This window comes from Neobacillus niacini NBRC 15566 (assembly GCF_001591505.1).
In the GTDB taxonomy this organism is placed as follows: Bacteria; Bacillota; Bacilli; order Bacillales; family Cytobacillaceae; genus Neobacillus; species Neobacillus niacini.
Map to the genome: position 1 here is coordinate 168,579 of NZ_BCVA01000001.1, position 21,393 is coordinate 189,971.

At 38.9% G+C, this 21,393-nt stretch carries 21 protein-coding genes; 2 read left to right on the plus strand and 19 right to left on the minus strand.

Going from position 1 to position 21,393, the window contains the following annotated elements:
* Window positions 1–10: 10 nt before the first annotated feature.
* The 6 genes from BANA01_RS00900 to BANA01_RS00925 form a co-directional block, all read right to left on the minus strand.
* Window positions 11–1,006, minus strand: coding sequence for a thiamine pyrophosphate-dependent dehydrogenase E1 component subunit alpha (locus BANA01_RS00900; RefSeq protein WP_034673149.1), 996 nt, complete (start codon window positions 1,004–1,006; stop codon window positions 11–13).
* 43 nt (window positions 1,007–1,049) lie between these two features.
* Window positions 1,050–2,471: a dihydrolipoyl dehydrogenase gene (lpdA, locus tag BANA01_RS00905; RefSeq protein ID WP_034673147.1), complete on the minus strand. Its 1,422-nt coding sequence runs from the start codon at window positions 2,469–2,471 to the stop codon at window positions 1,050–1,052.
* A 20-nt stretch (window positions 2,472–2,491) separates the two neighbouring features.
* Window positions 2,492–3,595, minus strand: coding sequence for a butyrate kinase (gene buk, locus BANA01_RS00910; RefSeq protein ID WP_034673144.1), 1,104 nt, complete (start codon window positions 3,593–3,595; stop codon window positions 2,492–2,494).
* Between the two features lie 89 nt (window positions 3,596–3,684).
* Window positions 3,685–4,779: a branched-chain amino acid dehydrogenase gene (gene bcd, locus BANA01_RS00915; RefSeq protein WP_034673141.1), complete on the minus strand. Its 1,095-nt coding sequence runs from the start codon at window positions 4,777–4,779 to the stop codon at window positions 3,685–3,687.
* A gap of 30 nt (window positions 4,780–4,809) precedes the next feature.
* Window positions 4,810–5,718, minus strand: a complete 909-nt coding sequence (gene yqiS, locus BANA01_RS00920; protein WP_034673248.1) for a phosphate butyryltransferase — start codon at window positions 5,716–5,718, stop codon at window positions 4,810–4,812.
* Window positions 5,719–5,850: 132 nt separating this feature from the next.
* Entirely contained in the window at window positions 5,851–7,923 is a 2,073-nt protein-coding gene (locus BANA01_RS00925; protein ID WP_034673139.1) for a sigma-54 interaction domain-containing protein, read from the minus strand.
* A gap of 186 nt (window positions 7,924–8,109) precedes the next feature.
* Between BANA01_RS00925 and BANA01_RS00930 the strand changes: the two genes are divergently transcribed.
* Window positions 8,110–8,352: a DUF2627 domain-containing protein gene (locus BANA01_RS00930; RefSeq protein ID WP_034673137.1), complete on the plus strand. Its 243-nt coding sequence runs from the start codon at window positions 8,110–8,112 to the stop codon at window positions 8,350–8,352.
* 10 nt (window positions 8,353–8,362) lie between these two features.
* Here BANA01_RS00930 and BANA01_RS00935 read toward each other — a convergent pair whose 3' ends face one another.
* Window positions 8,363–9,091: a glycerophosphodiester phosphodiesterase gene (locus BANA01_RS00935; RefSeq protein ID WP_034673135.1), complete on the minus strand. Its 729-nt coding sequence runs from the start codon at window positions 9,089–9,091 to the stop codon at window positions 8,363–8,365.
* Window positions 9,092–9,132: 41 nt separating this feature from the next.
* Here BANA01_RS00935 and BANA01_RS28915 point away from each other — a divergent pair, with 41 nt between their 5' ends.
* A complete protein-coding gene (locus BANA01_RS28915) occupies window positions 9,133–9,270 on the plus strand; it encodes a YycC family protein (RefSeq protein ID WP_082799344.1) in 138 nt (45 codons plus the stop codon).
* Between the two features lie 65 nt (window positions 9,271–9,335).
* Here the strand turns inward: BANA01_RS28915 and spo0A are convergent, their stop codons facing one another.
* From spo0A to BANA01_RS00995, 12 genes are all read right to left on the minus strand, one after another.
* A complete protein-coding gene (gene spo0A / locus BANA01_RS00940) occupies window positions 9,336–10,127 on the minus strand; it encodes a sporulation transcription factor Spo0A (RefSeq protein ID WP_034673133.1) in 792 nt (263 codons plus the stop codon).
* A 282-nt stretch (window positions 10,128–10,409) separates the two neighbouring features.
* Window positions 10,410–11,708 (minus strand): SpoIVB peptidase, encoded by a 1,299-nt coding sequence (spoIVB, locus tag BANA01_RS00945; RefSeq protein ID WP_411834193.1) that lies wholly within the window; start codon window positions 11,706–11,708, stop codon window positions 10,410–10,412.
* Between the two features lie 97 nt (window positions 11,709–11,805).
* Window positions 11,806–13,506: a DNA repair protein RecN gene (gene recN, locus BANA01_RS00950; RefSeq protein WP_034673129.1), complete on the minus strand. Its 1,701-nt coding sequence runs from the start codon at window positions 13,504–13,506 to the stop codon at window positions 11,806–11,808.
* A gap of 15 nt (window positions 13,507–13,521) precedes the next feature.
* Entirely contained in the window at window positions 13,522–13,971 is a 450-nt protein-coding gene (gene ahrC / locus BANA01_RS00955; RefSeq protein WP_034673247.1) for a transcriptional regulator AhrC/ArgR, read from the minus strand.
* Between the two features lie 146 nt (window positions 13,972–14,117).
* Window positions 14,118–14,957, minus strand: a complete 840-nt coding sequence (locus BANA01_RS00960; RefSeq protein WP_063251250.1) for a TlyA family RNA methyltransferase — start codon at window positions 14,955–14,957, stop codon at window positions 14,118–14,120.
* Between the two features lie 3 nt (window positions 14,958–14,960).
* Window positions 14,961–16,853 (minus strand): 1-deoxy-D-xylulose-5-phosphate synthase, encoded by a 1,893-nt coding sequence (gene dxs, locus BANA01_RS00965; RefSeq protein ID WP_063251403.1) that lies wholly within the window; start codon window positions 16,851–16,853, stop codon window positions 14,961–14,963.
* 147 nt (window positions 16,854–17,000) lie between these two features.
* Window positions 17,001–17,894 (minus strand): polyprenyl synthetase family protein, encoded by an 894-nt coding sequence (locus tag BANA01_RS00970; protein WP_063251251.1) that lies wholly within the window; start codon window positions 17,892–17,894, stop codon window positions 17,001–17,003.
* Window positions 17,895–17,897: 3 nt separating this feature from the next.
* A complete protein-coding gene (locus BANA01_RS00975; RefSeq protein ID WP_063251252.1) occupies window positions 17,898–18,131 on the minus strand; it encodes an exodeoxyribonuclease VII small subunit in 234 nt (77 codons plus the stop codon).
* Window positions 18,121–19,479, minus strand: coding sequence for an exodeoxyribonuclease VII large subunit (gene xseA / locus BANA01_RS00980; protein ID WP_063251253.1), 1,359 nt, complete (start codon window positions 19,477–19,479; stop codon window positions 18,121–18,123). Before xseA ends, BANA01_RS00975 begins: the two co-directional genes overlap by 11 nt.
* 13 nt (window positions 19,480–19,492) lie before the next feature.
* A complete protein-coding gene (gene folD / locus BANA01_RS00985) occupies window positions 19,493–20,347 on the minus strand; it encodes a bifunctional methylenetetrahydrofolate dehydrogenase/methenyltetrahydrofolate cyclohydrolase FolD (RefSeq protein WP_063251254.1) in 855 nt (284 codons plus the stop codon).
* A gap of 31 nt (window positions 20,348–20,378) precedes the next feature.
* Entirely contained in the window at window positions 20,379–20,768 is a 390-nt protein-coding gene (gene nusB / locus BANA01_RS00990; RefSeq protein ID WP_063251255.1) for a transcription antitermination factor NusB, read from the minus strand.
* Window positions 20,769–20,968: 200 nt separating this feature from the next.
* Window positions 20,969–21,376 carry an Asp23/Gls24 family envelope stress response protein gene (locus BANA01_RS00995; protein ID WP_063251256.1) on the minus strand — a complete coding sequence of 136 codons (408 nt, stop codon included), beginning with the start codon at window positions 21,374–21,376 and terminating at the stop codon, window positions 20,969–20,971.
* Window positions 21,377–21,393 lie beyond the last annotated feature (17 nt).

Consider the following 21,393-nt stretch of genomic DNA (forward strand, 5'->3'; position numbering starts at 1 on the left):
TACATCCCCCTTACTTATCACCATAAACGTATTTCAACGCGTGTTCAGGTGCTGCATACGGTGCATTCTCAGCATAATCAGTGGCTTCGTTCACTTGTTTCATCACACGATCGTTAATTTCTTTTTCCAACTCATCATTCAACACACCTGTTTCTTTTAGATAAGCGCCAAAGGTTATAATTGGATCCTTTGTTTTCGCTTTAGCCACTTCATCCGGGGCGCGGTACGAGCGGTCATCATCATCTGAAGAGTGTGGTGTCAGTCTATAGGAGACTGTTTCAATTAATGAAGGACCCTCTCCTCTGCGGCCGCGGTTTGCTGCTTCCTTTACCACTTTATACACTTCTAATGGATCGTTTCCATCAACAGTAAATCCTGGCATACCATATCCAATGGCACGATCAGATACTTTTTCACATCCCAATTGTTTCTCGATTGGAACAGAAATAGCATATTTATTGTTTTCACACATAAATATGACTGGTAATTTATGAACTCCTGCAAAGTTAGCTCCTTCATGGAAATCACCTTGATTTGAAGAACCTTCACCAAAGGTTACAAAGGTCACAAGATCCTTCCTTTCCATTTTCCCTGCTAACGCTACCCCGACAGCATGAGGAACCTGAGTTGTTACAGGAGATGATCCAGTAACAATTCGATTTCTCTTTTGCCCAAAGTGTCCAGGCATCTGCCTGCCGCCTGAGTTTGGGTCCTCCGCTTTAGCAAATCCAGACAGCATTAGTTCTTTTGGCGACATTCCAAAAGTTAAAACTACACCCATATCGCGGTAATAGGGCAATACATAATCTTTTTCTTTATCAAGAGCAAATGCTGCACCTACTTGCGCTGCTTCTTGTCCTTGACATGAAATTACAAATGGTATTTTACCAGCACGATTCAATAGCCACATCCGTTCATCAATCCGGCGGGCTAGAAGCATTGTTTCATACATTTCTAAAACCTTTTCATCACTTAATCCTAATACATGATGACGATTCTCAGCCATTTATTTTTACCTCCCGTTTGCTCATATAGATACGCATTCAAAATTATGAGTGGATTGCTCTTCCGTCCACTGCAAGCGCAGCTTCACCAATGGCCTCCGATAGTGTTGGATGAGGATGAATGGTATGAGCTATTTCCCATGGTGTTGCATCCAATACCATTGCCAATCCTGCCTCTGTTATCATGTCTGTTACATGAGGACCAATCATATGCACCCCTAGAATATCATTAGTCTCCTCATCAGCGACAATCTTGACAAAACCATCGGATTCTCCAAATACAAGAGCCTTCCCGATCGCTCGGAATGAGAATTTGCCCACTTTTACTTTATGACCCTTAACGCGCGCCTGTTCCTCGGTAATCCCCACACTCGAAACCTCAGGATTGCTATAGATACATCTAGACACGAGATTGTAATTAAGCTCTGAAGGATCCTTTCTAGCAATATGCTCAACTGCAATTATTCCCTCATGGGAGGCAACATGCGCCAGCTGCAGACCGCCTATCACATCACCAATGGCGTAAATATGAGATTCTTTTGTTTGGTAGAATTCATTGGTAACAATAAAACCCTTTTCAACCTGAATATCTGTATTTTCCAATCCAATTCCTTCGACATTTGCTTGTCGGCCTACTGATACGAGAAGTTTTTCTGCCTTGAATTCTTTTATGCCAGCCTTCACTTCAGCAGAAATAGTTACGCCATCACTTTTTACTATTGTTTCCGGCAGAACCTTCGCTCCTGTTACAAGTTTTATTCCCTTTTTCTTCATGAGGCGCTGCATTTCTTTAGATATCTCATGGTCTTCAGTTGGAATAATGCGGTCTGCATATTCAATAACCGTGACTTCGACCCCGAAATCAGATAGCATAGAAGCCCATTCAATTCCAATCACACCGCCTCCGACAATAATGATAGAAGCGGGTAAGCTTGTAAGCTCCAATGCTTCGTCAGAGGTGATAACGAATTCTCCATCAATTTCAAGTCCAGGAAGCGTTCTAGGTCTCGAACCTGTCGCAATGACAACATTTTTCGGAATGAGCATTTCATTTTCATTGCCATTATTCATTTCTACCGAAATCGTTCCAGGCATTGGTGAAAAAATCGATGGCCCTAATATCCTGCCTAACCCTTCATAAACATCAATTTTCCCTTGCTTCATGAGATGTTGTACACCTTTATGAAGTTGTTCAATGATTTTATTTTTTCTTTCCTGTACTTTTCCAAAGTTATAGGAAACTTCACTTGTTATGACACCAAAATCTTCACTGTGTTTTGCAGTGGCATATACCTCAGCACTTCTTAGAAGCGCCTTACTTGGGATGCATCCTTTATGAAGACATGTTCCTCCTAGTTTTCCTTTTTCAACGATTGCCGTTTTTAAGCCAAGCTGAGAGGCACGTATGGCAGCCACATAACCGCCGGTACCACCGCCAAGAATGACTAAATCGTATTCTTGTGACACTGTGTTTCCTCCCCAAATTGTTAGATTTTTGCTATTTTAAACGTACTAGGATAGTCTTTAACCTTTTCCTCTCCACGTAAAACTCTTAGTGCACCTTCCGCTAATGCTTGAAGTTCATTCTCACCTGGATGGACAATGGTATCTGCAATCCAATTAATCCTATCGGTGATGGATTTCACAAATCCCTTCCCATACGCGAGTCCGCCGGTTAACACAATCGCGTCTACTTTCCCAGCTAAAACTGCACTGGCAGCTCCTATTTCCTTTGCAACTTGGTAAGCCATTGCTTCGTAAATCAGAGACGCCTGTTCATCGCCAGCTTCAATTCTTTTTTCCACTTCGAGTGCATCGTTGGTTCCAAGGTAACCAACAAGCCCCCCTTGACCGACAAGTTTCTTCATTATTTCATCACGGTAGTACTGACCAGAAAAGCATAACGCAACTAAATCTCCTACTGGAACCGTTCCAGCGCGTTCCGGGCTAAAAGGACCATCACCGTGGAGGCCATTGTTTACATCAATGACTTTGCCCTGCTTATGTACCCCAACCGTAATGCCCCCTCCCATATGGGTAACAATAAGGTTTAATTCGGTATATTTTTTTCCTAATTCTCTTGCGACTCTTCGTGCCACAGCTTTTTGATTAAGTGCATGAAAAATACTTACCCGCTCAATTAAAGAAAAACCAGAAATTCTTGCTATAGGTTCTAATTCATCTACAACAACGGGATCGACAATAAACGAAGGTATATTTAAACCAGAAGCAATCTCGGAGGCAATAATACCACCTAGATTTGAAGCATGCTGCCCAGCAAAACCAGTCCGTAAATCCTCAAGCATAGTATTATTGACTGCATAGGTACCGCCTTCGATTGGACGAAGCAACCCGCCGCGTCCACATACAGCACTCAGCTTCGATATATTAATCCCGGCATTATCCAGTGTTTCCAGGATTGTATTTTTTCTAAATTCATATTGATCAATAATATTATTAAATGTATTAATGACTTCTGAATCATGACGGATTGTTTTTTCAAAAATGGAAATTTCATTATCGAAGACCCCAATCTTAGTGGAAGTGGAACCTGGATTGATGACGAGTATTCGATATTTAGTATCAGGCAACGTGTTTTACCTCCATTTTTTTACATTTTTACATCATTTAAAGGGAAAAGACGCTGAATTACTCACTCAGCGCTCTGCCCTTTCTTTTTTTAACGACGGCTTAAAATATGATGACCATTTTGGAGGAATTGACTGCGAGAATTACGCATCTTTTCAATTCTCTCTTCAGCCATTCTATCTGCTGCAACATATGTTGGAATGCCGTCACGCTTAGAAATTTCGATTACTTTTTGAATACTTGCATAAATTTGGTCGACCTTCTTCATCGCACGTTCATGGTTATACCCATAAAGTTCATCAGCAACGTTAATTACGCCTCCAGCGTTTATTACATAATCGGGAGCATAAACAATACCCATTTCATGGATAATATCACCATGACGAGTATCTTTTAACTGATTATTTGCAGACCCAGCGATAACCTTTGCCTTAAGTTGTGGAATCGTATCATCATTAATGGTTGCCCCAAGAGCACAAGGAGCATAGATATCACATTCAACTCCATATATTTCATTTGGGTCAACCGCACGTGCACCAAAATCTTCTACTGCACGCTGAACAGCCTCTTTATTAATATCCGTAACAATTAGTTGTGCGCCCTCTTCATGCAAGTATTTACAAAGAGTATAAGCTACATTCCCAACACCTTGAATCGCAATTACTTTACCTTCTAATGAATCCGTTCCAAACGCTTCCTTTGCTGCAGCTTTCATACCACGGTATACCCCATAAGCCGTAACAGGTGAAGGATTGCCAGAAGAACCGAATGCTGGTGAAATACCAGTGACATAGTCTGTTTCTTCATGAATTAAATCCATGTCTGCAACCGTTGTTCCAACATCCTCTGCAGTGATATATCTTCCATTCAATCCCTGAACATAGCGGCCGAAAGCACGGAACAATTCTTCATTTTTATCTTTACGAGGGTCACCAATAATAACGGTTTTTCCACCGCCAAGATTTAGTCCTGCTGCTGCGTTTTTGTACGTCATCCCTTTTGCTAAACGTAATGCATCAATAATGGCTGCTTCTTCTGATTCATATGTCCACATACGGGTACCGCCTAGGGCAGGACCTAATGTTGTATCATGTATCGCAATAATTGCTTTTAATCCCGATTGTTTATCCTGACAAAAAACAACTTGCTCGTAATCGTATTGTTCTAAGTACTTAAAAATTTCCATGGTAAAAATCCTCCCTTTTAGTTACACAATCTATTTTGTAACAGAGCAGATAGCAAGTGCAAGTGAATATAGCTTACTTTCCGCTGAATCAGCTCTTGAGGTTAATACAATAGGAGCCTTCGCCCCAGCAATAACCGCCCCTACTTTTGCTTTTGCAAAATAAATGAATGACTTATATAAGACGTTTCCAACTTCAATAGCGGGAACTAATAAAATATCAGCTCTTCCTGCTACTTCACTATGAATTCCTTTGTGTTCAGCGGCTAAAGCAGAAACGGCGTTATCTAATGCTAATGGACCATCTATTATACAGCCTGTGATTTGCCCTCGTTTATTCATAATGGTCAATGAAGCGGCATCAATAGTGGCTTGCATAGCTGGATTTACTACTTCAACAGCGGCTATAGGAGCAACTTTAGGATATTCTATTCCAATTGCTCTTGCTATGGCTGCCGCATTTCTTATAATTTGCGCTTTCTGCTCTAAATTTGGTGAAATATTCATCCCTGCATCCGTAACGATGATAAACCGATTGTACTCTGGGACCTCAAAGACCGCCACATGCGATAATACATTTCCCGTTCTTAGACCGTATTCTTTATTTAAAACAGCCTTTAATAGATCACTCGTTGGGATATTCCCTTTCATTAACACAGTAGCTTCCTTAGTCGATACAGCCTTGACTGCCAGTTCTGCGGCCATCGTGTTGGATTCTGCATGAACAATAGTAAGACTTTTATTAGTTTTTTGTTGGTCTTTATGATTCCCATTCAAAATCATATTAATTTTTTCATTATCACCAAATAAGATAAAATTGGCAAGATTTCGGTTTAATGCCTCGATAACGGCTCCTATTACTTCTTCATCTTCTGCCACTGCAACAGCGACCGTGATGTCATCCAATTGGGTTGCTTTGTTTATTAGTGTTTCAAGCAACAAGTTGTCATCAACCCTTTCTTTCTTCAACTCCAACTCCATAATTTTAATATGCAAAATCTGTGCCAAGTGAAATTCCTTGAAAACGCTTTATAACCCAGAATAAAAAGTGCAATTATTTTCATACTATGAAATTTATTGCATGCTATTATTTTCAAGTTTGTATTTTTCTAACTTATAATAAAGATTTCTTACCGACAAACCAAGTGCTTTAGCAGCCGCCGTCTTATTCCCATTAAAACGTTGAAGCGATTGTTGGATAATTTCAGATTCATACTCTTCAACCATAGCAGTTAAGGACCGATCCTGCTGAATGGATTCACTAACGTCTGATACTTGTGGTTCAGTTCCCGTTTTTTTTCTTAGTTCAGGGAGGTGATGTATATTAATCAATGTTTCATAGTAATTCATAAAGATCATTGCCCGCCCAAGAATATTCTCTAGTTCCCGTACATTTCCCGGCCAATCATAATTCATTAATTTCAGGAGTGCAGCCTGGGCAACACCCTCCACATTTCTTCCATAATCACGATTAATTTTTTGGATAAGCCTTTCACACAAAACAGGTATCTCTTCTTTTCGATTCCGGAGTGGAGGTATATGTATAGGCATACGATTTAAACGATAGTATAAGTCTTCCCTAAAAGAACCTTTCGCAATTCCTTTTTCAAGATTCACATGTGTTGCAGCAATGATTCTAACATTTATCGGAATTGGTTTGGTGCCGCCTACTCTAATGATTTCATTTTCTTGCAAGACCCTCAGTAATTTCGCCTGAGTATTAGCTGATAGTTCACCTATTTCATCGAGAAAAATACTTCCATTATTCGCCTCTTCAAAAAAACCTCTTTTCCCTCCTCTTTTTGCCCCTGAAAAGGCCCCCTCTTCATAACCAAATAATTCACTTTCTAGAAGGGTCTCTGAAATGGCAGCACAATTAACACGTATAAATTTGTTGTATTTTCGATCACTTGCATTATGTATAGCATGGGCAAACAATTCTTTCCCTGTACCAGACTCACCTCGTAAAAGAACGGTTGCCGGCGTTTTTGCGCCAAGTTTAGCCTGCTCAATTGCAAGCGTCATCTCCTCAGAACTTCCGATAATATCCTCAAAGGTATACTTGGCTTCAAGCGTTCGGATGATTTGACGCGCACGGTTCAATTCCCGGTTTAGGGATTTAATTTCTGACATATCATGAATAACTCCAACACTGCCTTTTAATTTCCCTTCTACAATAATCGGGGCCACATTAACAATAACTTCCCGTTTATTTGCACCAACTCGCATCGGGACTCCACGGACTGCTCTTCTTGTTTGAAGAACCTTCATATGCATACTTTCACCTTCTGATATATCAGCAGTTGCCGGGTGTCCAATCACGCGCTCTCTTGTTAGCCCGGTTAGCCGGGTATACGCCGGATTAATGAGAAGACCTCTTCCGTTTTCATCCACTACAGAAATCGCATCATCACTTGAGTGGATAATCGCCTGAAGCATGGTTTGAATTTCTTTTAAATCCGTAATTTCCTCAGCAAGGTTCACTACTTCTGTGATATCTTTAAAAACTGCAAACGCACCAATTAACGTTCCATTTTCTTCAATGATAGGAATACGGGTTGTGATAATTTTTCGCCCGTTCCCCAAAGTCATTTCTTGATTCTTCTCTATTCTTCTTGTTTCAAGAATGAAAGGAAGTCTACTTTCTGGAATTACGTCAATGACGTTTTTCCCAATCGCTTGACCTCGTTTTACACCTGTCATTTCTTCGGCCATGCGATTAAATAAAATCACAATCCCTTTAGGGTCTATTACCAACATTCCATCATTCGTTGCATTAAAGATTAGTTCTTGTTGATAGGAGGCATTTTGGTGCTTAACGATTAGTTCTTCCTTTTCTTCTAATAGCTTTGCTAAAAGAAATGCAACACTCCCAGGAATTAAAACGGTTTTCTTGTCCTTCGTACTCCTTAACTCTTGAAAAACATGTTCATTTCCAGTTACCTCTATGATGATATCAATTTGTTCGTTTAAATATGGTTTCCAGTCTATCCCGGTCTTTATCCCCTCACTTTGTGCCAGTACGATCCCCGGTGCATCAAAGTTTCTATCAATCACAACCTGGACATTCAATACTTCTGTTTCATTAAGTAATTTAAGGATCGCTGTACCACCCTTACCGGCACCAACAATCATAACATTTTGCATTTTTCCGCCCCTTTATTATATTTGAAAAAGAAAACTTTTTCACACCAACATAATCGAAAACATGCAATATTTTTCATTATCTATTCTATATTTTTTTCCTTACCTTGACAAATTATATCCTTGTACTAATATTTCTTTTGAAGGTATAATTCTTATAACTTATCAAACAATTGGAAGGATTTAATTATGAGGCGGATTATTGCTCTACTTATATTGGTTATTCCAGGCTTTTTAGCAGGTTATGGGATTAAATTAATGCGTGATATGACATTTGGGATTCTGCAAAGCCCAATTCCTTTCCTATGGCTTCAATTCCTTTTAGGCCTGTTTCTATTCATAGGAGGTTTGGGGTTTGTGGCAGGCTTCATTTTTCATCGTGATAGAAAGAGAAATAAAGTACAAACGCGGTTTTCAAACACAAAAAAATAAAAGAGGCCAACTATGGTCTCTTTTCAAATTGTTGTTTAATTTTTATCGCCTTTACCGGATCATCCGTGATAAGTGCTGTACAGTTAATTTTCAAAAGCCTGCTGATATCGTTGTCTTTATTAACAGTGTATGGTCTAACTGCAATTCCATTTTTTATTGCGCCATCGATAATATCATCTGTTATCGTTGCTAATTTGGGATGAATACCTTTTGCGCGGATGGATTGCGCATAAACCCACGGCATATAGATTCGCTCATTAAATAGCGGTGCTGTCTCGATTTCAGGTGCTATCCGATAACATAAGACGATACTATAGTGATTAAAAGAAGAAAAGATAATCCGATCCATTAAGTTATAGTTTCGAACAAGCTGAATAACCTTTTCTTCCATCCCTTCATATGGAAACAGGTTATTTTTCAACTCTATGTTACAAACTACCTGATTGGATTGCATCCATTCAAGAACCTGAATTAAAGATGGGATTGGTTCTTTTTTCACACCTTTTTTGTTGGCATTGAGCTTTCGTATCTCATTAAAAGTATAATCTTTAACAAAGCCAGAACCACTTGTTGTCCGATCAACTTTTTCATCATGAATGACCACTACTTCACCGTCTTTGGTTAATTGGACATCGAGCTCTAAACCGTCTGCATTTGCCTTCTCAGCTGCTATGAATGCACTCATTGTATTTTCTGCAAAAAGTGCAGAATAACCTCGATGAGCAAAAATTTGTGTCATTTTTTCACTCCCTAACTAAAGAATGGAGGTACGAACCTGCAATGAAACCTTTACAATTATCCCCTGGAACAGCGGTTAAGCTGGCCGAAAAATTAAATGTTCCAATAGAACAACTTATGCATATGCCTCAACATATACTTATTCAAAAGTTAATGGAACTTGAAAAAGAAAATAAATAAGATTTATTATACAAAAAAAGCCCTCATTTTTAAAATGAAGGCTTTTCCTTATATTATAGATCTCTTCAAGAGGCCTTATGCTCTAAACGCAGTTTATCTGCAACCATGGCAATAAACTCTGAGTTTGTTGGTTTCGCCTTAGACATGCTTACAGTGTACCCGAATAAAGAGGAAATGGAATCAATATTCCCACGGCTCCACGCTACCTCGATTGCATGGCGAATCGCACGTTCCACACGGCTGGCTGTCGTATTATATTTCTTTGCAATATCAGGATATAAAACCTTCGTAATCGATCCCAGCAATTCAATGTCATTGTATACCATCGAAATGGCCTCACGTAAATATAGATATCCCTTAATATGCGCAGGAACACCAATTTCATGGATAATACTTGTAATGCTGGCGTCGAGATTTCTTGGTTTATGTTCAGTATGCGAACGGTAATTTCCAGTAGGGGCTTTGCGGCTAACCTGACTACTTTTACCACTTACCTGACGGATATGGTTTCCTAAATTCTCCATATCAAATGGCTTTAAAATAAAGTAGGAAGCTCCGAGTTCCACAGCCTTCTTTGTAACGTCTTCTTGACCAAATGCAGTCAACATAATAACGTTTGGAATTGCACCCTTTTTTAATTCTCTTAAGCGCTTAAGCACTGCTAACCCATCAAGATGAGGCATAATAATATCTAAAACGAGTACATCTGTATCTGTGGATTCAAGAAGATCTAAACAATCCTGACCATTATGAGCGATACCTACAATCTCCATATCATCCTGGGACGAAATATAGTCCTCTAATAATCCCACTAATTCTCTATTGTCGTCAACGACACAAACTTTAATTTTTTTCACCTTTTATATCCTCCTCGATCCAAATGGGTCATATCTCTATTTATCATTGTTCTTTATTGTCTTAATTCTATTCTAAATTAGAAATTCGACAATGCAACTAAAATTCCTCTAGTTTTTTTAATATTTCTTAAAATAGTGATAATATCTTATCTTTTCTTTGTTTTCCTTTAAATTTCGACTAAATTCGCATATAAGCCTTAAAATTCTATTCTTTTGTCGAATAATCTTTATATAAAACAAAATAGGCGGTTTCGCCTATTTTGTTTTACAACCAATTCATTTTCAACTTGCCTTTTCCTGCGGTTTTTCATATATGTTAATTCCTGCTTCACTTAACATCCATTCAATGTGTACTCCATAACCTGAGGTTGGATCATTGACAAAGACATGTGTTACGGCACCAATCAGCTTACCATCCTGGATGATGGGACTTCCGCTCATACCTTGAACGATTCCTCCAGTTTTTTCAAGAAGTCTTGGGTCTGTAACTTTTAATACCATGCCTTTTGTTGCTGGAAATTTCTGCGGAATCGTGCTGACAATTTCAATTTCAAATTCTTCAACCTTGTCATCATTTACAACGGTTAAGATTTTGGCTGGCCCTTCTTTTACTTGGTGAGATAGAGCAATTGGCAACGGTTTATCCATAATACCGTTCTTTAATTCTTTATTTAACACTCCAAATATGCCAAATGGACTATTTTTTGTGATGTTTCCGACAATTTCACGATCTGAAGAGAAACGTGCAAGCTTTTCACCAGGATCACCATTGCTTCCTTTTTCAATAGAGGTGACAGTTGAACGAACGATTTGACCATCTTCAACAACAATTGGCTTCTTCGTGTCCATATCAGATATTACATGCCCTAAGGCACCATATTTTTTCGTCTGTGGATGAACAAAAGTCATCGTTCCAATACCTGCTGCTGAATCACGAATGTATAATCCAAGCTTATAGGAGTTCTCTCCCTTATCTTTTAGTGGAGTAAGTTTCGTTGTGAACTTTCCACTTTCCCTGCTAATTACCATATCTAATGCTTGCCCGTTTTGTCCTGCATTTTGTACAAAAGGTGCTACATCTGTCATTTTTTCAATTTTGTTTCCATTGATTTCGGTAATAATATCACCAATTTTTATTCCTGCAATTTCTCCAGGGGATTTTTTTCCATCTTCGGTATTAACTAAATGGTGACCTACGACCAATACGCCAACCGTGTTTAATTTAACACCGATAGACTGACCTCCTGGCTGGACTTTAAAGTCCTTTAAGACATTTACATCGACCTTTTTTACTGGAATTCCTGCAAATTCTAGTAACATTTCATCTTTGCCATTTTCACTAGCTGTTAGGGAAACTGTGTTTGGATCCTGTTCAAGTGTGATATTCGGATTGTGAGATACTAATGAGGCTGATACCGGTACAGCCTTTTGGAAAGTATAATCTTGTCCTTCAAAGACTGTAATGGTCTTTGGTATATCAAGGTATTGCTGTAATGGCTGATAATATAAAACGCTGATTAATGAAACAAGGAGAATTCCACCAATGATCTTTCTAATTATTTCTAACTTCAAAATCTTCACTCTCCTCGCTTCTGTTTCACACTATAGAAATGGCTACATCTTTAATTTTGCCTGCATCAGCGCCATTTATAACCTGATACAACATAAAAAAGCTCCCCTAATTGGGAAGCTTTACAATTTTTTTGTTTTCTGAAGCTAAAAACAACAATTCCTCCGCGTGTTTCTTTGTTAAATCCGTAATTTCAGCACCTGAAATCATACGCCCTATTTCCTTTATTTTTTCTTCAATACTAAGTGGATTAACTGAGGTTTTTGTACGGCCGCCTTCCGTAACCTTAGAAATAAAAAGATGAGTGTCAGCCATCGCAGCTACTTGTGGTAAATGGGAAATACATAGTACCTGTGAATCAACAGCAACATTATAAATCTTTTCGGCAATTGACTGAGCCACTCTGCCGCTGACTCCTGTATCTACCTCATCAAATATAATCGAAGTAACTCCTTGATGCTTTGAAAAAATACTCTTTAGCGCCAGCATAATTCTTGAAAGCTCCCCGCCAGAGGCAATCTTAGATAACGGCTTTAACGGTTCACCAGGATTGGTGGAAATATAGAACTCCACGTGATCTACACCATTTTTTGAAAAATGAGGTAAAATCGATTCAAACCGAATTTCGAACACGGTTTTTGCCATGTAAAGCTCTTTTAACTCATTATGTATTAAAGTAGTGAGCTTATTAGCCCAGCGTTTTCTAAGCTCGGTTAACTGTTTAGCCTCAAGGATTAAATCTTTTTTAATGGACGTTAACTGCTTTTCTAATTGACCGATATGTGTTTCCTTGTTTTGCAATGTTTCAATTTCTTCTTCTATTTTAGCGGCATATTCTAAAATTTCTTCAATCGTTTTTCCGTACTTACGCTTCAACTGATTAATTTCATTTAATCGCTCTTCAATCTCATTTAAACGCTGTGGGTCATATTCTAATCCGTCTAGTTCATTCCTCAACATACGTGAGGCGTCTTCCAATTGATAAAAGCTGTTCATAACGGATTCATATATTTCTTTATATGCTGAATCCAGTGCTGCAGCGTCTTCTAGCTGACCCATTACCATACTAATCCAATCAAGTCCCTTTTGTTCTCCAGTTAAGGCATTATAACTGGATTGAACAGCCTCGAATACACGCTCAAAATTCGCAAGTTTTCTTTTCTCTTCAAAAAGTTCTTCGTCTTCTTTCAACTTTAATTTAGCATTTTGAATTTCATCAAACTGAAATTGAATGAGATCGAGGCGATGTGCGGTTTTTTGCTCATTTTCACTCAGCGATTTAAGCTTTTGGGACGTTTGTTCATAGCGGTGAAACACTTCCTGGTATTCTGCCTGTGACTGAGATATTTCATCATATCCATATTGGTCGAGTAAGAGTAAATGTCTGCTCTCGTCCATTAAATCTTGGTGTTCGTGCTGGCTATGTATATCCACTAGGGTTGATCCCACTTCACGAAGGGTCGATATGGTCACTAGTTTCCCGTTAATTCTACACACACTTTTGCCCGAACGAGAGATATCTCTTCGTAAAACAACCATTCCTTCTTCAATTTCGATCCCAAACTCAAAAGCCTTTGAGTGGCAAGGATGGTGCTCATCGATTTGGAAAAGACCTTCAATTTCAGCTTTTTCTTCTCCATGTCTGACAAACTCAGCGGATCCTCTGCCACCTACAAGCAGGTGAATGGCATCTATAATAATGGATTTCCCTGCACCTGTTTCTCCTGTTAAAACGGTCAGCCCTTTATCAAACGAAATGGAAAGGGCCTCTATTATTGCAAAGTTCTTTATCGATAATTCTGATAACAAGGTATATTCCCCCTATTAAAGCATATCAAGGAACCGGTTAGTGATTGTCTCTGTATCTTCTGGCGTACGACAAATGATTAAAATCGTATCGTCACCACAAATGGTTCCTAGTACTTCTTCCCAATCTAGGTTATCTAACAGAGCACCAATGGCCATAGCATTACCAGGCAGACATTTCATTACTAATAAATGACCTGCGGAATCGATGCGAACAAAGGCATCCATTAATGATCTTTTTAATTTCTGTAACGGATTAAACCGTTGATCAGCTGGGAGGCTATACTTATATCTCCCATCTAATAACGGAACTTTAACCAGATGCAATTCTTTAATGTCTCGAGAAACTGTTGCTTGCGTAACATTAAATCCTGCACTCTTTAATTCATCAACAAGTTCATCTTGTGTTTCAATATCATTAGCAGTAATAATTTCTCTAATTTTTATATGACGTTGACCCTTATTCAATCCATTCACCCCGTAATCATCCAAAGCATTTATGTATTTTGTACAAAAATGTCGCTTATACCCATATGTTAGCCCATTTTGCCATGGAAGTACAATTATTATTTTTCAAAAAAGGGCCCAATCAAAAAGGAAGGAAAAGCATAGGCTTATCCTTCCACATCTTGTTTAGATTTAAATTCCTGATGAGCGTCTTTTACAATGTGCTCTGGCTCTCTAGGCAATTGATTTTGACCGGCGTCCTGCTCTCCCATCCATTTAAGGTGAAGGAGAAACTCAATATTTCCATCTCCGCCGGTAATCGGAGAAAAAGATAAATTAACAGCATTGAATCCTTGCACAAGAGCAAAATCAACGATTTTATTAACAACCTGTAAATGTACCTTTTCATCACGTACGATACCTTTTTTACCAACTTGCTCACGACCTGCTTCAAATTGAGGCTTAACAAGTGCCACAATGTCACTGCCAGGTACAAGCAGGGTTTTTAAGACAGGTAATATTAATTTTAAAGAGATAAAGGAAACATCTATTGTGGCAAAATTAGGCATTTCACCAGCTAAATCAGCAGGTGTCACATACCGAAAGTTGGTTCTTTCCATTACCACTACTCGTTCATCCTGACGCAGCTTCCAAGCTAACTGATTGTACCCTACATCCAGTGCATAAGACATTTTTGCACCGTTCTGTAGTGCACAATCAGTAAATCCACCAGTTGAAGCACCTATATCGAGCATAATCTTATCTTTTACTGAGACATCAAAAATCTTTATTGCCTTCTCCAGTTTTAGACCACCTCGACTGACATAGGGAAGTACATTCCCCTTTATCATTAACGGGATATCTACTTTCACTTTCTCGCCAGGCTTATCTAAACGTTCTTCGTTGGTGTAAACCAAACCTGCCATAATAGAACGTTTTGCTTTTTCTCTTGTTTCTGCTAATCCTCTTTCAACTAATAATACATCTAATCGTTCTTTATTCTTCATGAATTATGCCCTTTGTTGTTTTTTTCGAGCTAGTATGGTCATTCTTTTTACGACTTCTGACGTAGTCATTCCAATTTCCTCCAGAAGCGATTCTACATCACCATGTTCGATAAATTGGTCAGGTATCCCCATTCGGTCGATTGCTTGCTGGTAAAATCCTTTTTCATGTGCATATTCTAGAACAGAACTTCCAAAACCGCCCTGTAAGACTGCTTCTTCAATGGTTAGAATAGGGATATTATTTAAAAATAACTCATTGAGCATTTTTTCATCTAAAGGCTTAATAAAACGAGCATTTATGACTTTTACGGAAATCCCTTGTTTCTCAAGCGTTTCTGCAGCTTCTAGAGCCATAGGAATGGTTGTACCAAACGTTAAAATTGCCGCATCCTCGCCTTCCTTCAAAACCTCCCAGGTTCCGATTGGAATGCTCTTAAATGTTTCATCCAACGGTACACCCAATCCATTACCTCGTGGAAATCTCATTGCAATTGGACCATCATCATAGGTCATCGCAGTATAAACCATATGCTGCCCTTCATTTTCATCTTTCGGCATCATTAAAACAATATTAGGAACATGTCTTAGAAAAGCTATATCAAATACGCCCTGGTGCGTTTCACCATCTGCACCTACTAAACCAGCCCGATCAATCCCGATAAAAACATTTAAATTTTGACGGCATATATCATGAACAACCTGGTCATACGCTCGTTGTAAGAAAGTTGAATAAATCGCTAAAAAGGGTTTCATATTTTGGGTCGCCAAACCAGCCGCAACGGTAGCTGCATGCTGTTCTGCTATCCCCACATCAAACATTCTTTCTGGAAACTCACTAGCAAAGCCCTCTAGTTTCGATCCAACAGGCATAGCTGGCGTTATCGCGACAATCCTCTCATCCTCACGAGCTAGCTTGCGAACTGTTTCACTTACTAAACTGCTCCATGCTGGAGGGGCTTTATCAGACTTAACAAAGGCACCTGTGTCCATCTTATAAGGTCCTGTGCCATGCCAAGTACCTTTTTTATCACTTTCAGCTGGCTGAAAACCTTTCCCTTTTTTCGTGATGACATGAAGAAGGACTGGTCCTTCCGTTTTTTTGGCATAGCGTAAATTTTCAAATAAAGCTTCATAATCATGACCATCAACCGGACCTAAGTATGTAAACCCCATCTCCTCAAAGAACATTCCCGACACAAATAAATATTTAAGACTATCTTTCACACGTTCCGCAGTGGCTGCAAGTTTCCCTCCGACAGCTGGTACCTTTTTCAATAACAATTCTAACTCGTCTTTAACCCATTGATATTTACCAGCTGTCCGTAATTGACCAAGAATGTTATGAAGAGCACCAACATTTGGGGCAATGGACATTTCATTGTCGTTCAGAATGACAATCATATTCTTTTTCTCATGGCCTATATGATTTAATGCTTCTAACGCCATTCCTCCAGTTAACGCACCATCGCCAATGATAGGTACAACAAAGGAACTCTCTTTTTTCAAGTCTCTAGCGATGACCATTCCCATCGCAGCTGAAAGGGAAGTTGAACTATGCCCTGTTTCCCAAACATCATGCTCGCTTTCAATTCTTTTTGGGAAGCCGCACAGTCCCTTAAATTGACGCAATGTATCAAATTCACACGCTCTGCCTGTAAGTATTTTATGAACATAAGACTGATGTCCTACATCCCAAATAAATTTATCTTTGGGGCTGTCAAAACATTTATGTAAGGCAATGGTTAATTCGACAACACCTAAATTCGGTCCAATATGGCCTCCAGTAACAGACAGTTTTTCAATCAAGAATTGGCGTATTTCTTGACTTAAAACCTCCAATTCTTGATTTGACATCCCTTTTAAAAAGGAAGGGTCTTTTATTGATAACAGATCCATGTTTGGACCACTCACTTTCATTCTATTTCTTTCCATACACCTAGTAAAAAATAGCCGCTAACACAAAAAGTGGTAACGGCATTGACAACGATTTCTACATTGACAACAATTATAACACAATTACGTTGTTGTTCAAATACCAGTTATTTAGTGGTCTCTTGATGCTATAAGATCAGCAATTTCTTTAAGTAAAAGGATGTTAAGTCCTGTCTTATCCAAATATTGTTTAGAAAGGTGCAATTGCTGTCCTAACTCTTTCTTCGCACCCTCCATAGACAATAACTGTGGATATGTGCTCTTCTCATTAGCAGAATCACTTCCAACAGGTTTACCTAGTAATTCCTGATTTCCTTCTAGGTCAAGAATGTCGTCTTGTATTTGAAATGCAAGCCCTAAATGATGGGCAAATGAAGACAGGTTTTCCAATTGAGTTTGACTTGCTCCACCTAACAATGCGCCAGCGATAACGCTGAACTTCAATAACTTCCCTGTCTTATGGATGTGGATATACTCAAGTTCCTCAACGGTAAGAGTTTTTCCCTCTCCTTCCATATCAGCCACCTGACCACCAACCATTCCTTCGCTGCCAGCAGCTTGGGCCATCTCCATAATGAGTTGAAGTTTGGTTTCACTAGACGCGAATTCGTTAGGAGTTTGTCCAATTACCTGAAAGCTATAGGTCAATAATGCATCTCCTGCTAAAATGGCAATGGACTCTCCAAATACTTTATGATTCGTAGGCTTGCCTCTTCTTAGATCATCATTGTCCATACTTGGCAGGTCATCATGGATTAGCGAATATGTATGAATCATTTCAATTGCGGCAGCGGCCATTAGACCGATTTTTGGATCTTTTTCAAAAGCAGCAAGCGTAGCAAATACCAGTAATGGACGGATTCTCTTACCGCCTGCCTTAAATGAATAATGCATTGCTTCTTTAATAATAGGAGGCGCATTAAGCTTTTCCACCAAGGTTTGAAGCTCAGATTCAAGTAGCTGTTTATGTTCTTGTGTAAAAGCATCTAGAACTTTAGTAGTCAAAGCCTATACCTCCTCTTCAATCGTAAAGTTTTGTTTACGTCCGTCCTCCGTAATAATCTGTGTTAATTGTTCTTCGACATTTTTTAACTTATCATGACAGAGTTTTGACAGCTCCATTCCCTCTTTATAAAAGGCAATGGCCGCTTCGAGAGGGACATCCCCTTCTTCAAGCTTATCAACAATTTGCTCAAGCTTATTCATTGCTTCCTCAAAGGAAATCTTTTGTTCATTCGTCACGATTTTCGCTCTCCTTTATGTTCTGTACATTACAGAGAAGGCTACCATCTGTTAATTGAATTTGAAGTGGTTCGTTCTCTTTTACTTGTTTAACACTTTTTATTAACACATTGTCTTCTGAATAAACGAGACTAAATCCTCGTTCCATTATTTTTAACGGGCTTAAAGCTTGAAGCATAGCGAGAATTCTTTCAAATTCGTTTTGTTTCTTCAAGAAGATTTGTCCCATTGCCCGTTGGATATCTTTTTTCGAACGCTCAAATCTAATTTCTGCATCACGATATACTACTTTTGGATGGTTTCGAATGAGTCGGTTATGAATCGTTTCATATTGGGACTTTTTTAGATCAGTCAATCTAGCAGTCCCACGTACAAGTGATTCTGTTAATTTATCTACCTGTTCAAGTTTTTGTTCGTAAAGACGATGTGGATAACGAAATGCATAGGATTTTTGTGCACGCTCTAATCGTTGTTTTTCATATCGAAATCTACCGTTCATGGATTGAAGCATCCGGGTCTTCCGCTGAAGCAGTCTTTCCATTAATTCATCAATATGAGGAACGGCAAGCTCTGCTGCTGCAGTTGGTGTTGGAGCACGCATGTCTGCGACAAAATCGGCAATCGTAAAATCAGTTTCATGGCCGACTGCAGAAATAATAGGGATTTCCGATTGATTAATGGCCCTAGCAACTATCTCCTCATTAAAAGCCCATAACTCTTCAATCGAACCGCCTCCGCGCCCAACAATTAGTATATCTAAGTTTTCCATCTTGTTTGCTTTACTAATAGCCCGTGCTATCGAAGCCGCTGCATTCTCACCCTGTACAAGCGCTGGTAAAACAAGGATATTTGCAATGGGATAACGTCTTTTAATTGTGGTGATAATATCCCTTATTGCAGCTCCTGTTGGTGATGTTATAACCCCCACCGTTTTCGGATAACTAGGAATAGGCTTTTTTTGTTCTATTGAGAATAGCCCTTCAGCTTCAAGTCTTTTTCTTAACTGCTCGTAGGCTAAAAATAATTCCCCGATTCCATCTGGCTGCATTTCTTTAATATATATTTGATATTGACCACTTGGTTCATAAACCGAGATGTCCCCTTTTACAACCACCTTCATTCCGTTTTCTGGTAAAAACTTCATGGCACGTGATTGGCCAGCAAACATCACTGCAAGAATCCTAGCTTTGTCATCCTTTAATGTAAAATACATATGTCCGCTTGAGTGCTGTTTGAAGTTTGAGATTTCTCCTCGAACATGTACATCTTGTAAATGAGGGTCTGCATCAAATTTTCTTTTTATGTATTTTGTTAATGCAAGCACAGATAAATACTTTTTTTCCTGCATAAGGAACTCCTTTTTAGGACCGCAGCGTATTTTTTGCTGATTTAAGAGTGTTATACATGAGCATAGTAATGGTCATCGGACCTACTCCTTTTGGTACAGGGGTAATATAACCTGCCTTCTGACTTACTTCATCAAACGCAACATCGCCGCAAAGCTTACCTGCTTCATTCCGATTGATCCCTACATCAATCACAACCGCACCTTCTTTTACATGATCAGCCTTAATAAAGTTGGCCAGGCCAACTGCTGCGACAAGAATATCAGCTTGAGTAGTATGGTATTGTAAATCGATTGTTTTCGAATGACAATAGGTTACCGTTGCATGTTGATTAAGAAACAACTGACCAACTGGCTTTCCTACAATATTACTTCTCCCCACGACAACAACATGTTTCCCGGCAACCGATATACCCATTTCTTCTAAGAGTACCATGATTCCGTAAGGGGTACACGGTAAGAATGCATCTTGCCCCGTCATCATTCTTCCAATATTTATCGGGTGAAATCCGTCTACATCCTTTAAAGGAGATATTGACTCAATAACTCTTGTTTCATCGATGTGCTTTGGAAGAGGAAGCTGTACTAAAATGCCATGGATAGCGGGATCTACATTTAGTTCCTCTATTTTTTGAAGTAATTCTTCCTGGGTAGCCGTTTCTGGTAGTTCAATTAGTACTGAGTGCATACCTAGGTCTCGACAAGTTTTTTCTTTATTCGTCACATACGTTCTCGATGCATGATTATTTCCAACAAGAATAACCGCAAGTCCTGGTGTAATTCCCAATGCCTTTAGTTTTTGGACCTCAGATGCAATTTCTACCTTTTTTTTCGCTGCTATTTCTTTCCCATCAATAATAGTTGCTGCCATTTGTTTCTCCTCCTATTCATAATTAGTCGTCTTACAATTTTTCTTTTACCTTCGATAGGACCCCATTAATAAAACGGCTGGATTGTTCATCTCCGTAAATTTTAGCAATTTCTATCGCTTCATCTAAAATAACATTTTCAGGAATTTCATCACGGAAATATAATAACTCGTAAATAGCGATCCTTAATAAATTTCTATCAACCGTTGCTAAACGGTCCATCGTCCATTTTTCAAGATTTTCTTTAATGTATGGATCAATTTGATCTTTTTGTTCCACAACGCCCAAAACTAGCTTGGTAAGGTAGTCATCTCCCGTTTCGCCTTCCAAAACATGATCGATTGCTGAAGATGGTTCTGTGTTACTTACATCAATTTGAAAAAGAGCTTGTAACGCTTTTTCCCTTGCTGTTCTTCTTTTCATTATACCGTTAACTCCTTTAGAGATAATAATTAATTTTGTCAAATTTTATACAACCATGTCGTATTAATGTTTTGTACATAAAAAGATAATAGCACAACTAAAACTGATTCGCACTGTAAGAACTTATTTTTACCTAGAAGCAGTCTACTAATAACCAAAAAAGAAAAAAAACCAAAGGATTACTCCTTTGGTCAAATGGGTTAAATCTCTTCTTCCACTTCTGGTTCTAGCTTTTGGGTTTCAAAGGAAATGCCGACAACGTGAATGTTTACTGCCTCTGCTTCTAATGCAGTCATATTTAACAATGCCTGGCGAATGTTATCCTGTATTTTCCCTGCGACTGTAGGGATGGATACTCCAAATTTCATTAAGCAGTATACATCTACCGTAATTCCTTCTTCTGAAAGTTCCACTTTAACACCTTTACCATGGTTTTTCTTGCCTAAACGTTCTACTACACCGGTAGCAAAATTCCCACGCATTTGCGCTACTCCTTCAACCTCGGAAGCAGCAATACCTGCAATGACTTCAATGACTTCAGGTGCAATCTCTACTTTCCCATGCCCGCTGTTTCCTTGACTCATTTCTAGTACATTATACTCGCTCATAAAGTACACCTCCAGAT

What these genes read in the sequence shown, in the direction of transcription:
- BANA01_RS00995 (WP_063251256.1), bottom strand. Translation starts at nt 21,376, where the DNA reads ATGAGCGAGTATAATGTACTAGAAATGAGTCAAGGAAACAGCGGGCAT.
- BANA01_RS00900 (WP_034673149.1), bottom strand. Translation starts at nt 1,006, where the DNA reads ATGGCTGAGAATCGTCATCATGTATTAGGATTAAGTGATGAAAAGGTT.
- dxs (WP_063251403.1), bottom strand. Translation starts at nt 16,853, where the DNA reads ATGGATCTGTTATCAATAAAAGACCCTTCCTTTTTAAAAGGGATGTCA.
- BANA01_RS00935 (WP_034673135.1), bottom strand. Translation starts at nt 9,091, where the DNA reads ATGACACAAATTTTTGCTCATCGAGGTTATTCTGCACTTTTTGCAGAA.
- BANA01_RS00925 (WP_034673139.1), bottom strand. Translation starts at nt 7,923, where the DNA reads ATGCAAAATGTTATGATTGTTGGTGCCGGTAAGGGTGGTACAGCGATC.
- xseA (WP_063251253.1), bottom strand. Translation starts at nt 19,479, where the DNA reads ATGCAGGAAAAAAAGTATTTATCTGTGCTTGCATTAACAAAATACATA.
- BANA01_RS00930 (WP_034673137.1), top strand. Translation starts at nt 8,110, where the DNA reads ATGAGGCGGATTATTGCTCTACTTATATTGGTTATTCCAGGCTTTTTA.
- bcd (WP_034673141.1), bottom strand. Translation starts at nt 4,779, where the DNA reads ATGGAAATTTTTAAGTACTTAGAACAATACGATTACGAGCAAGTTGTT.
- BANA01_RS28915 (WP_082799344.1), top strand. Translation starts at nt 9,133, where the DNA reads ATGAAACCTTTACAATTATCCCCTGGAACAGCGGTTAAGCTGGCCGAA.
- folD (WP_063251254.1), bottom strand. Translation starts at nt 20,347, where the DNA reads ATGGCAGCAACTATTATTGATGGGAAAGAAATAGCAGCGAAAAAAAAG.
- BANA01_RS00960 (WP_063251250.1), bottom strand. Translation starts at nt 14,957, where the DNA reads ATGAAGAATAAAGAACGATTAGATGTATTATTAGTTGAAAGAGGATTA.
- nusB (WP_063251255.1), bottom strand. Translation starts at nt 20,768, where the DNA reads ATGAAAAGAAGAACAGCAAGGGAAAAAGCGTTACAAGCTCTTTTTCAA.